Annotated in this window: 11 protein-coding genes; 6 read left to right on the top strand and 5 right to left on the bottom strand. The window is 74.6% G+C overall.

What is annotated here, in order from left to right:
• Positions 1–127 precede the first annotated feature (127 nt).
• Genes ACSUPV_RS34110 through ACSUPV_RS34120 form a run of 3 tightly spaced genes read left to right on the top strand, consistent with a single transcriptional unit; the run spans position 128 to position 3,311 of the window.
• Positions 128–1,255 carry a glycosyltransferase family 4 protein gene (locus ACSUPV_RS34110; protein ID WP_031116722.1) on the top strand — a complete coding sequence of 376 codons (1,128 nt, stop codon included), beginning with the start codon at positions 128–130 and terminating at the stop codon, positions 1,253–1,255.
• Positions 1,252–2,430 carry a glycosyltransferase gene (locus ACSUPV_RS34115; protein WP_031116723.1) on the top strand — a complete coding sequence of 393 codons (1,179 nt, stop codon included), beginning with the start codon at positions 1,252–1,254 and terminating at the stop codon, positions 2,428–2,430. The genes ACSUPV_RS34110 and ACSUPV_RS34115 overlap by 4 nt, the downstream gene beginning before the upstream one ends.
• Positions 2,427–3,311: an SGNH/GDSL hydrolase family protein gene (locus tag ACSUPV_RS34120; protein WP_436949148.1), complete on the top strand. Its 885-nt coding sequence runs from the start codon at positions 2,427–2,429 to the stop codon at positions 3,309–3,311. Before ACSUPV_RS34115 ends, ACSUPV_RS34120 begins: the two co-directional genes overlap by 4 nt.
• 152 nt (positions 3,312–3,463) lie before the next feature.
• Here the strand turns inward: ACSUPV_RS34120 and ACSUPV_RS34125 are convergent, their stop codons facing one another.
• Genes ACSUPV_RS34125 through ACSUPV_RS34145 form a run of 5 tightly spaced genes read right to left on the bottom strand, consistent with a single transcriptional unit; the run spans position 3,464 to position 7,839 of the window.
• A complete protein-coding gene (locus ACSUPV_RS34125; protein ID WP_436949149.1) occupies positions 3,464–4,333 on the bottom strand; it encodes a biotin-dependent carboxyltransferase family protein in 870 nt (289 codons plus the stop codon).
• On the bottom strand, positions 4,330–4,947 hold the full coding sequence (gene pxpB, locus ACSUPV_RS34130; RefSeq protein ID WP_436949150.1) for a 5-oxoprolinase subunit PxpB: 618 nt from the start codon (positions 4,945–4,947) through the stop codon (positions 4,330–4,332). The genes ACSUPV_RS34125 and pxpB overlap by 4 nt, the downstream gene beginning before the upstream one ends.
• Positions 4,944–5,702 (bottom strand): LamB/YcsF family protein, encoded by a 759-nt coding sequence (locus ACSUPV_RS34135; protein ID WP_436949151.1) that lies wholly within the window; start codon positions 5,700–5,702, stop codon positions 4,944–4,946. Before ACSUPV_RS34135 ends, pxpB begins: the two co-directional genes overlap by 4 nt.
• Positions 5,703–5,713: 11 nt before the next feature.
• Positions 5,714–6,541, bottom strand: coding sequence for a putative hydro-lyase (locus ACSUPV_RS34140; RefSeq protein WP_037769215.1), 828 nt, complete (start codon positions 6,539–6,541; stop codon positions 5,714–5,716).
• The gene (locus ACSUPV_RS34145; protein WP_436949152.1) at positions 6,538–7,839 is read right to left on the bottom strand and encodes an MFS transporter; all 1,302 of its coding nucleotides are present in this window, start codon (positions 7,837–7,839) and stop codon (positions 6,538–6,540) included. Before ACSUPV_RS34145 ends, ACSUPV_RS34140 begins: the two co-directional genes overlap by 4 nt.
• Positions 7,840–8,009: 170 nt before the next feature.
• On the opposite strand from ACSUPV_RS34145, the gene ACSUPV_RS34150 reads away from it, so the two are divergent.
• The 3 genes from ACSUPV_RS34150 (at position 8,010) to ACSUPV_RS34160 (ending at position 11,296) form a co-directional block, all read left to right on the top strand.
• Positions 8,010–8,705 (top strand): GntR family transcriptional regulator, encoded by a 696-nt coding sequence (locus ACSUPV_RS34150; protein WP_436949153.1) that lies wholly within the window; start codon positions 8,010–8,012, stop codon positions 8,703–8,705.
• Positions 8,706–8,776: 71 nt separating this feature from the next.
• Positions 8,777–10,303, top strand: coding sequence for a hypothetical protein (locus ACSUPV_RS34155; protein ID WP_031116730.1), 1,527 nt, complete (start codon positions 8,777–8,779; stop codon positions 10,301–10,303).
• Between the two features lie 111 nt (positions 10,304–10,414).
• Entirely contained in the window at positions 10,415–11,296 is an 882-nt protein-coding gene (locus tag ACSUPV_RS34160) for a hypothetical protein (RefSeq protein ID WP_359795279.1), read from the top strand.
• The last annotated feature ends 34 nt before the right edge of the window (positions 11,297–11,330 follow it).

Genomic DNA, 11,330 nt, shown 5'->3' on the forward strand with positions numbered 1-11,330 from the left:
TCGCGGGTCAGGCGGGCATGGACACGGCCTGACCTGCGCGGGTGCGCCTCAGAACGCTCATAGGACGTTCCTCGTTCGGAAAGATCCACGTTGACGCGGCCACGTCCGGCACGGCGACAACACCGGTATGCGTGTCGTCATCGTGACCGAATCCTTTCCCCCCGACGTGAACGGCGTGGCCCACTGCGCGCTCCAGACCGCCCGGCACCTCGTCGAGCGCGGTCACGCCCCCGTCGTCGTCGCCCCGGCCCCCGCACCCGGGAACAAGCCCGACGCGTCCGCGCCGTGCCCCGTCGTCCACGTCCCCTCCCTTCCGCTCCCCGGCTACCCCCAGGTCCGCGTCGCCCTCCCCAGCCGACGCCTGGCCGCCACCCTCATCGAGCACCGAGCCGATGTCGTCCACCTGGCCAGCCCCTTCGTCCTCGGCGTACGCGGCATGGCCGCCGCCGCCCGCCTCGGCACCCCCGCCGTCGCCGTCTACCAGACCGACCTGGCCGGATACGCCCGTACCTACATGGGCGCCGGAGAGGCCGCCGCCTGGCGGCGCATCCGCTCCGTCCACGGCGCCGCCGACCTCACCCTCGCCCCGTCCAGTGCCGCCCTGAACGACCTGGAGACGCACGGGGTGCCCCGGGTCAAGCTGTGGCCGCGCGGCGTGGACACCGAACGGTTCCGGCCCGACCGCCGCGACGAGGCCCTGCGCCGCGAACTCGCCCCGAACGGAGAGCTGATCGTCGGCTACGTCGGCCGGCTCGCCCCCGAGAAGCAGGTCGAACTCCTCGCCGGCGCCTGCGGCCTGGAAGGCGTCCGGGTCGTGGTCGTCGGCGACGGGCCCAGCCGGCCCTCATTGGAGCAGGCGCTCCCCGGGGCCGTCTTCCTCGGCCGCCGCACCGGCGACGACCTCGCCCGGGTCTTCGCCTCGCTGGACCTCTTCGTGCACACGGGCCCGTTCGAGACCTTCTGCCAGACCGTCCAGGAGGCCATGGCCAGCGGCCTGCCCGTCGTGGCGCCCGCCGCGGGCGGGCCCCTGGACCTGGTCGCCCACGGGCACACCGGGCTGCTCGTGCCGCCGCGCGACGCGACCGCCGTCCGGGACGCGGTGCGCGCCCTGGCCGCCGACCCCGGGCTGCGGACCGCCTTCGGCGCCGCCGGGCGGGCCATGGTCGAGGGCCGCACCTGGGCGGCCGTCGGCGACCAGCTGATCGGGCACTACGCGCACGTGCTCGCCGGGCGCCGGACGGCGGTGGCGGCATGAACCCGGGAGGCCACAACAGCCGGTCGCTGCGGATCGTCCGGCTCGCGAACTTCGTCGCGCCCGCGTCCGGCGGTCTGCGCACCGCGCTGCGCGAGCTCGGCAAGGGATTCAAGGCGGCGGGGCACGAGCCCGTCCTGGTGATCCCCGGCGAGCGTTTCAGCGACCGCGAGACCGAGCAGGGGCGGGTGATCACCCTCCCCGGGCCGCTGCTGCCCGGCACCGGCGGTTACCGCGTCCTCGCCGACAAGCGGCGGGTGGCCCGGCTGCTGGAGGAGCTGGCGCCGGACCGGCTGGAGGTGTCCGACCGGACGACCCTCAGGTGGACCGGCAAGTGGGCGCGGCGCGCCCGGGTCCCGGCCGTGATGGTCTCCCACGAGACCGCCGACGGCGTCCTGCGCACCTGGGGCCTGCCCGAGGGGGCCGCCCGGCGCGCCGCCGACGCCCTCAACGTCCGTACGGCCCACACGTACGCGCGCGTGGTGTGCACCACCGAGTTCGCCGAGCGGGAGTTCGTGCGGATCGGGGCCCGCAACGTCGTCCGGGCACCGCTCGGCGTCGACCTGGTGCAGCGACACCCCGCCCTGCGCGACCCGCAGCTGCGGGCCCGGCACGCGCGCGGGGACGAGACGCTGCTCGTGATGTGCTCGCGGCTGTCCGTGGAGAAGCGTCCCGGGACGGCGCTGGACGCCCTGGAGGCGCTGCGGCGGCGCGGGCGGCGGGCGGTGCTGGTGGTGGCCGGGGACGGTCCGCTGCGCGCGCGGCTCGAACAGCGGGCCCGTGAGAGCGGCCTGCCGGTCACCTTCCTCGGGCACGTCTCCGACCGCGGGCTGCTCGGCGCGCTCCAGGCGTCCGCCGACGTGGCCCTGGCGCCCGGGCCCGCCGAGACCTTCGGGCTCGCCGCGCTGGAGGCCATGGCGTGCGGCACGCCCGTGGTGGCGAGCGCGTCGTCCGCGCTGCCGGAGGTGATCGGCTCCGCCGGCGCCGTCGCCGCGGACCACGGGGAGGCCTTCGCGGACGCCGTGGACCTGCTGCTGGAACGCCTGGAGGCGGACCGTCGCGAGGCCGCACGCGCGCGTGCGGAGTGCTTCGGGTGGAACGCGGCCGTCGACGCGTTCCTGGCCGCCCATGACGCGGCCGTCCCCGTGCGGCCGTACGTGCCCGGAGGCGTGGCATGAGAGCCGCGTGGTGCGTGGGGCCCTCGCGGTGGGACGGGCCCCCGCGGTTCGTGGCCCTGGGCGACTCGCTGACCGAGGGCGTGGGCGACCCCGTGGGGGACGGGTGGCGCGGCTGGGCCGCGCTGCTCGCCGACGGGCTCACCGGGACGCCCGCGTCCTTCACCAACCTGGCCGTGAGCGGGTCGCAGACCCGGGACGTGCTGGAGCGACAGCTGCCCGCCGCGCTGGAGCTGCGGCCCGACCTCGTGTCCGTCGTCGTCGGCGTCAACGACACCCTGCGCTGCACCTTCGACATCCAGGCCGTGGCGGCCCGCCTCGACCAGGTGTACGCGGCGCTCACCGAGCAGGGCGCGGTGCTGCTCACCGCGTGCCTGCCCGACCCGGGCGCGATGCTCGGGCTGCCGGGGGCACTCGCGCATCCGCTGGCCCGGCGGCAACGGGCCGTGAACACGGTGGTGCACGCCCTGTCCGACCGGTACGGAGCGCTCCACCTGCACGCGTGCGAGGGCGACTGGATCACCGACCGCGCCCTGTGGAGCGCGGACCGGCTGCACCCCGGGGAGCGGGGGCACCGGCAACTGGCCCTGCGCTTCCACGCGCTGCTCGCCGAGCACGGCCTCGCGACCGGGCCCGCTCCCTCGCCCGAGCCGGAGTTCCCCGCCCCGACGACATCCGCGAGCCTGTGGTGGCTGGCCACGGCCGGTACCGGCTGGGTGGCACGCCGGTGCACCGACCTGCTGCCCCAGCTCCTGACCCTCGCCGCCGACGAGCTCCGGCACCGCGCCCGGGGCACCAGCGCCCGGCTCGACCTACGGGCCTCCGCGGCGGTGTCGGCGGCCCTCGCCGCGCTGTCCGTGGCGGAACAGCCGGACGCGGCCTGACCGGGACTGCCGCGGGCGGGCGTGGGCGTTGTGTGCCCCGGGCCCTGCCGCGCGGCATGCCCACGGGCCCTGTCGCGGGCGGGCGTGGCTGTCACGTCCCGGGCCCTGCCCCCGCGGCAGCGCCTCCGGGCCCTGTCGGCGTGCGGCAGGGCCTAGCGGCGGTGTACGGCCACGAAGCGGACCGGTGTGCCGGGAAGCGCCTGGGCCGCCGCCGGGAGGTCGGCGGCGCCGACCACCGCGATCACCGGGTAGCCCCCGGTGGTCGGGTGGTCGGCCAGGAACACCACGGGCCTGCCGTCGGGCGGGACCTGGACGGCTCCCAGCACCATGCCCTCGCTGGGCAGTTCACCGGGCCGGGCCCGCTCCAGGGCGGGTCCCTCCGTGCGCAGCCCGATGCGGTTGCTCGCGGCGGACACCCGGTAGGCGCGGGAGAGGAAGGCGCGCACGGCCTCCGGCGTGAACCAGCCGTCACGCGGGCCGAGGGTCACCCGCAGGACCAGTTCGGCTGGTGGCGCCGGCTGCGGGGCGACGTCCACGCGCGCGTGCGGCCCGGTCGGCCGGCCCAGGGGCAGCACCGTGCCGTCCGTGAGCGGCGCCGGGCCGAGCCCCGACAGCAGGTCGGTCGAGCGGCTGCCGAGTACGGGTTCCACGGCGATGCCCCCGGAGACGCCCACGTAGGCGCGTACGCCCGACACCGCGGGCCCGATGTCCAGCAGCGCACCGGCGGGCACGCGCACCGGCGCGCCCCAGGCGGCGGGCCGCCCGTCCACCGTGACCGGGCAGGGCGCGCCCGCCACCGCCACGGTGACGTCCGAACGGGGCCGCATGGTGCAGCCGTTGAGGGTCGTCTCCAGCACCGCCGCCCCGGGTGGGTTTCCGGTCAGCCGGTTGACGAGGTCCGCGGCGGGCCCGTCCAGCGCCCCGGAGCGGGGAACGCCGAGGTGGGCGTGTCCGGGGCGGCCCCGGTCCTGCACGGTGGTCAGGGCGCCGGCCCGGACGACGGCGAGCGCGCGGTCCGTCATGAGCGTGCCTCGGGGACGAACCGCACGCGTGTGCCCGGCGACAGCAGCGCCGCCGGCACGCGCGCGTGGTCCCACAGCACGGCGTCCGTCGTGCCGATCAGCTGCCAGCCGCCCGGCGAGGAGCGCGGGTACACGCCCGTGTACGAGCCGGCCAGTGCCACCGACCCCGCCGGGACGGCCGTGCGCGGGGTGGCCCGGCGCGGCACGTCGTAGCGCGGCGGCAGGCCGGTGAGGTAGCCGAAGCCGGGCGCGAAGCCGCAGAAGGCGACCCGGAACTCCGTCTCCGCGTGGATGCGCGCGACCTCCCGCTCCCGCACGCCCCAGTGCGCCGCGACGTCGGCCAGGTCCGGGCCGTCGTAGCGCACGGGGATCTCGATCACGGCACGCGCGCGTGGGGGAGCGGGCGGGATCTCGGCCGCGGTCAGTTCGGCGGACACCCGGGCGGGCGCGTCGAGGCCGTCGAGGAGGACCGTGCGGGCCGCGGGGACGATCTCGCGGGCCGACAGCGAGCCCTCGGCGCGGCGCCGCAGCAGCTCCGCGTGCAGGGCCTGGGCCTCCTCGCCCGAGGAGACCTCGACGAGCAGGGCGTCCTCGCCGACGGGCAGGACCTTCATGCGAAGGCCTCCACCCGGACCCCCGACGCCTCCAGCCGCTCCCGAACGCGGCGTGCCAGCTCCACCGCGCCGGGGGTGTCGCCGTGCAGGCACAGGGAACGCGCGCGCACCTCGATGCGCGACCCCGAGCGGGAGACCACCTCGCCGGAGCGGGCCAGGCCCAGGGACCGCTCCACGACCGCCTCCGGGTCGGTGACCACGGCGCCCTCCTGGGAGCGGGGCACCAGGGTGCCCGCGTCGGTGTAGGCGCGGTCCGCGAACGCCTCGGTGACGACCGGCAGCCCGGCCTTCGCGGCCAGCTCCAGCAGGCGTGAGCCGGGCAGGCCCAGCACGGGCAGCGCGCCGTCCGCGAGGAGCACGCCGTCGACGACCGCGGCGGCCTGCTCCTCGTCGCGCACGACCCGGTTGTAGAGCGCCCCGTGCGGTTTGACGTAGGCCACGCGGGCGCCCGCCGCGCGCGCGAACACCTCCAGGGCGCCGATCTGGTAGGCCACTTCGGCCGCCAGCTCGGCTGGCGGCACGTCCATCGCGCGCCGCCCGAACCCGGCCAGGTCCCGGTAGGACACCTGGGCGCCGATCCGCACCCCGCGCTCGGCCGCCAGCTCGCACACCCGGCGCATGGTGGCCGCGTCCCCGGCGTGGAAGCCGCACGCCACGTTGGCGCTGGTGACGACGGACAGCAGCCGTTCGTCGTCGGTGAGCCGCCAGCGGCCGAAGCCCTCTCCGAGGTCGGCGTTCAGGTCGATCGAGGTCACTTTCACTCCTGTCAGGCCACGCGGTACTGCTCGTCGCGGGCGTCGGTGAGGAACATCTGCCCGGGGGCGTGGGTGAGGGCGAACGGCGGGCGCGAGGCCATGACGGCCGCCTGCGGGGTCACCCCGCACGCCCAGAACACCGGGATGTCGTCCGGCTCGGTGTCCACCGCGTCACCGAAGTCGGGGCGGGCGAGGTCGTCGATGCCCAGTCCCGCGGGATCGCCGCAGTGCACCGGGCTGCCGTGCACCGCGGGCAGCAGACTGCTCTCCCGGATCGCCGCCGCCAGATGCTCGGGCGGCACCGGCCGCATCGACACCACCATCGGGCCGTGCAGCCGCCCCGCCGGACGGCACTGCCGGCTCGTCACGTACATCGGGACGTTGCGGCCCTGCTCGACGTGGCGGATCGGCACGCCCGCCTCGCCCAGCGCCCACTCGAAGGTGAAGCTGCACCCGATGAGGAAGGACACCAGGTCCTCCCGCCAGTACGCGCGCACGTCGGTCGGCTCGTCCACCAGCTCGCCGTCCCGCCACACCCGGTAGCGCGGCAGGTCCGTGCGCAGATCGGCGCCCTCGGCGAGCACGGTCGTCCAGGACCCGGCGTCCGTGACGTCGAGGACCGGGCAGGGCTTGGGGTTGCGCTGGCAGAACAGCAGCATGTCGTAGGCCCAGTCGGCGGGCACCGAGATCAGGTTGACCTGGGTGTGGCCCGCCGCCACCCCGGCCGTGGGTCCGGTGAGGCCGTCGCGGAAACGGGCCCGGGCCGTTCGCGGGCTCCACGCGCGCGCGTGCTCGTCGACGAGGACCAGGGGACGGTCCTCCGTGCTCGTGCGGTTCACGTGAGCTCCTTCCCGCGGGTCTCCGGCAGCCCGAGCAGGGCCAGGGCCGCGATGCCGTAGCCGATCGCGCCGAAGACCAGCGCGCCGCCCACGCCCCAGCTGTCCGCCAGGAAGCCGACCGTCGTGGGGAACACGGCGCCCACCGCGCGCCCGGTGTTGTACGTGAAGCCCTGCCCCGTGCCGCGCACCGCCGTCGGGTACAGCTCGCTCAGGTAGGAGCCGAAGCCGCTGAAGATCGCCGACATGCAGAACCCGAGCGGGAAACCGAGCACCAGGAGCAGGGTGTTGGCGCCGCTCGGGATGTTCGCGTAGGCCAGGATGCAGATCGCCGAGAGCAGGGCGAAGAGCCAGATGTTGCGCCGCCGGCCCAGCTTGTCGGTGAGGTAGCCGCCGGTCAGGTAGCCGATGAAGGCGCCCGAGATGAGGAACGTCAGATAGCCGCCGGTGCCGACGACCGACAGGTCCCGCTCGGACTTCAGGTAGGTCGGCACCCAGGTGGCCAGCGTGTAGTAGCCGCCCTGGACACCGGTGGACAGCAGTCCCGCGAAGACCGTGACCCGCAGCAGCCCGGGCTTGAAGATCGCCTTGAACGATCCCTTCTCGGCGCTCTGTTCACGCGCCGCGGCCGCCTCGGGGGCGTCGTGCACACTGCGCCGCAGCCAGATGACGAGCAGCGCGGGCAGCGCCCCGGTCCAGAACATGATGCGCCAGGCCAGGTCGTCGCCGGCGATCGAGAAGACGAACGTGTACACGATCGCGGCGAGACCCCAGCCCACGGCCCAGGAGCTCTGGATCGCGCCGAGCGTGCGCCCGCGGTGCTTGGCGCTCGCGTACTCGGCGACCAGGATCGCGCCGACCGCCCACTCGCCGCCGAAGCCGAGCCCCTGGAGGGCGCGGAAGACCAGCAGCGTCTCGTAGTTGGGCGCGAAACCGCAGGCGACGGTGAACACCGCGTACGTGATCACCGTGACCATCAGCGCCTTGACGCGGCCGATGCGGTCCGCGAGGACGCCCGCGAGGGCGCCGCCGACCGCGGAGACCACCAGCGTGACCGTCGTGAAGAGTCCGGTCTGGCCACTGTTCAGGCCGAAGTACGCGGCCAGCGCGACCATGCTCAGCGGCAGTGTGAAGTAGTCGTACGAGTCCAGGGCATAGCCGCCGAAGGCACCTGCGAACGCGCGGCGACCGCGCGGACCCAGGGCCCGCAGCCAGCCGAACGCCCCGTCGTCCGAGGCGGGTTCGGTGGTGGCGGGGCGCGTGTCGTCGGTGAGGGCCTGCGGTGGAGGGGTCGTGCTCATGGGCACCTCGCAGAGGGAGGACGGAGGGTGCTTGGGGGAGCCGTGCCGTGCGGAAGCGGTCGGCGGCGCGGTGAGGGAGGCGACGCCGTGCGTAGCACCGTAGAGGATTGTTCAACGATCCCTCAATACCCATGTTGGTTCGTTCTTGGGAACTGCGATTGAATTCCGGCATGGCAGAGCAGCTGAAGGACCTCGCCGACGACCGGGCCCTCCTGGGGCGCACCAGCACCGCGGAGCGGGTCTCGGACATCCTCAGGAGCCGGATCGCCGAGGGGTACTTCCCGCCCGGCACCCGCCTGTCCGAGGACAGCATCGGCGGCGCGCTCGGCGTCTCCCGCAACACGCTCCGCGAGGCGTTCCGGCTGCTCACGCACGAACGCCTGCTCGTCCATGAACTGAACCGGGGGGTCTTCGTCCGGGTCCTGACCGTGGAGGACGTCGAGGACATCTACCGCACCCGGCGGCTCGTGGAGTGCGCGGTCGTCCGGGGCCTGGGGGAGCCGCCCTACGGGCTCGACGGGCTGGCCGGCGCCGTGGAGGAGGGGCGCCGGGCGGCCCGCGAAGGTGACTGGAAGGGGGTGGGTACGGCCAACATCCACTTCCACCGGGAACTGGTGGCGCTGGCCGGGAGCGAGCGCACGGCCGAGCTGATGCGCAGCGTCTTCGCCGAACTGCGCCTCGCCTTCCACGTGGTGGACGAACCGCAGCGGCTGCACGAGCCCTATATCGCGCGAAATGTCGCAATTCTTCGGGCTCTTCAGGACGGGGACCGGGAGCAGGCCGAGACACTGCTCGCGGGTTACCTCGACGACTCGCTGGAGAGGGTCGTCGAGGTGTACCGCCGCCGCGTCGGCGAGGACGGCTGAGGAGCGGACGGCGGGAGAGGCGTACCGCGTCGTTTGGGTCGATGTCAGACCCAGGACCTAGTCTGTGCACCGTGACTTCGCCTGCATCCACGGACAGCGTTCCGCCCCAGCTCAGCGCGGGGCCGCGCCCCGCCCCGGGGCCGGCCGCCGACGAGGGCCTGGCGCGGCGCCTGCGCGCGCTCGCCTGCACCGCGCCGCTGCACGACCTGGACGCGCGCAAGGCCAACCTCGCGGGCGAGTACTCGGTGTACGGCATGGCGGAGGTCGCCCTCGCGGCCATCGACCTCGTCACACTGAACATGGACTTCGACACGGGCGCCGACCACGACCAGATCGTCGCCCGGCTCATCCCGCGCATCGCCGCCCAGGCCCCGCAGCGCCCCGCCGCCGAGCACGAGCGGGTGGCCCGCTGGGTCCTGGAGAACCTGATCAACGTCGGCAGCGTCGACCGCGGCTTCCGCGCGGTGTACGGCACGTTCGCGGCGGACGGCACCTATGTGCGCCGGGACTACGACTTCAAGCTGATCGAGGAGGTCCCCGGCCCCGGCGGCACGGTGTATCTGCGGACGACGGACGAGGCGGTCAACGTCCTCGTCGGCGCCCTCGACACGGACGTCACCAGCGCGCAGATCGCCGCCGAGGTCAAGCTGGAGGTGCTGATCAGCCGCGGCCGGCTCGCCGACGCCCAGCTCGCGGCCGAACAGGCCCGCTACCGCACCGTGCAGTACTCGGAGACCCTGCGCAGGGCCCTCGACGCCACCCGGCGCAACGTCCGCGCGGTGGACTGGCTCACCACGGTGCCCGACATGATCGCCGAGGCCCTGGAGCACGTGGCCGACCGCTACCGCCACGAGAACGCGATCCTCACCAACATCCGCAAGGCGCGCGACGAGTCCGAGGACCCCGAGCACAAGCGCCGCGCCGCCGAGCTCGTCGACATCGTCAAGGACTGCATCCGGCGGCACACGCAACTGCAGTCCCGGCTGCTGGAGGCCGGACCGCTGTTCCGCGCCGAGCAGGACCGGCAGGCGTTCGCCACTCCGGCGACCACCTCGGGGATAGACCTGTACGGCCATCTCGTCGCCCCCGTCCTGCCGCTGCCGCTGGAGCAGGCCGTCCGCGTCACGGACGCGTTCTTCGCCCGCGGTACGGGGCTGCGCACGCCGGTGTCCGTCCGGGTCGGCGACCTCGTCGACATACTGCTGACGCCGCCGGTGGAGCGGGAGCACCTGGGCGCGGAGATGCCCGAGCCGGACCTCATCGCCACGCCCGACGACAGCCGGTTCAGCGAGGAGCAGATGGCGGCGGCGCAGGAGCTGCTCGACCTGCCGGCGGACGCCCCGCGGCGGCTGTCGGGGCTGCTGGCGGAGGCCCGGCGGCAGGACCCCGATCTGCCGTACCTGGTGGCTCTGCTGGCGGTGCACGCCGCGAGCCCGCCGGTCGGCACCGCCTATCGCCAGGGCGAGCAGAAGCTGCTGTTCGCCGTGGACGACGGCACCGAGCTCGACGACCCGGAGTTCGGCGGGGCGGACCTGATCGTCGGCACCGCGCTGCTGGACGCGGCGGGGATGGCGGCGGACCGGACAGAAGCGGCATGAGCCGGACGGAAGCGGCATGCGTCAGACGAGAGCAGTATGGGTCGGCTGCAAGCAGCATGAGTCAGACGGAAGCGGCATGAGTCAGTACGAGTGGCACAAGGAGTTCCGACCGTGAGCGAGCACGTCGAGTGGAGTGAGCCGGAGGCGGCGGCCCCGGCGGCCACTGCCGCCGTCACGCCCGCCGACGCCGCCGACGCGGCGCGGCTCGTGTCCTTCGGGCTGCAGCCCAAGCTGCAGCCCGCCCGCGACCAGGAGTACGCGGACCTGCTGCGGCGCTACCGCGAGGACCCGCCGTTCGCCCGGCTCGCCGACGCCGTGGCGACCGGACTGGGGCTGATCGTGCTGGAGGTCTCCCCCCGCTCGGGCATGGTCGTGACCGCCGCCGAGGACTCGGTGTTCGCCGTCCGCATGGGTGACTACGCGCGTCGTACGTCCGCCGACGGCGGCGACCGGTTCCTGCACGGACTCGCCCATCTCGCCGTCGCCGCCATGGCGTTCCCGCGCCCCGAGGACCTCGCCGACGACGGCTACATCGGCCGGGTCACGGTCAACGGCGTCGACGCCTTCGTGCGCCAGGCCTGCCGCCGCCTGGAGGAGCGGGCCGCCGAGCAGGGTGAGAACACCGACCCGGTGACCGACGCTCCCGGCCTGGAGGCCGCCTGGCGGATCTGGATGCGGCGCAGCGCGACCGGCGCCACCAAGGACGCGCGCCGCCCGGCCGGTTCGACCACCGGCATCGTCGCCAAGGCCGTCGCCTTCCTCACCGACTCCGGCTTCCTCCAGCGCACCGGCGACGACAACGGCGGCACGTACCGCACGACCGCCCGCTACCAGCTCCAGGTCCGCGACATGGCCGGCAGCGCCGCCCTGGCCGAGCTGCTGGAGCTGGGCGTCGTCCCGGTCACCGACGGCACCCCGACCCTGCTGCCCGCCGAGGAGAGCGACGACCTGGAGCTGGTCGCCGACGCCGGGCTGCCGTTCCACTCCTCCTGAACACCCCCCATCTCACGAAGACTTACGAGAGTCC

The organism is Streptomyces sp. SudanB52_2052 (genome assembly GCF_964272415.1).
GTDB lineage: Bacteria > Actinomycetota > Actinomycetes > Streptomycetales > Streptomycetaceae > Streptomyces > Streptomyces olindensis.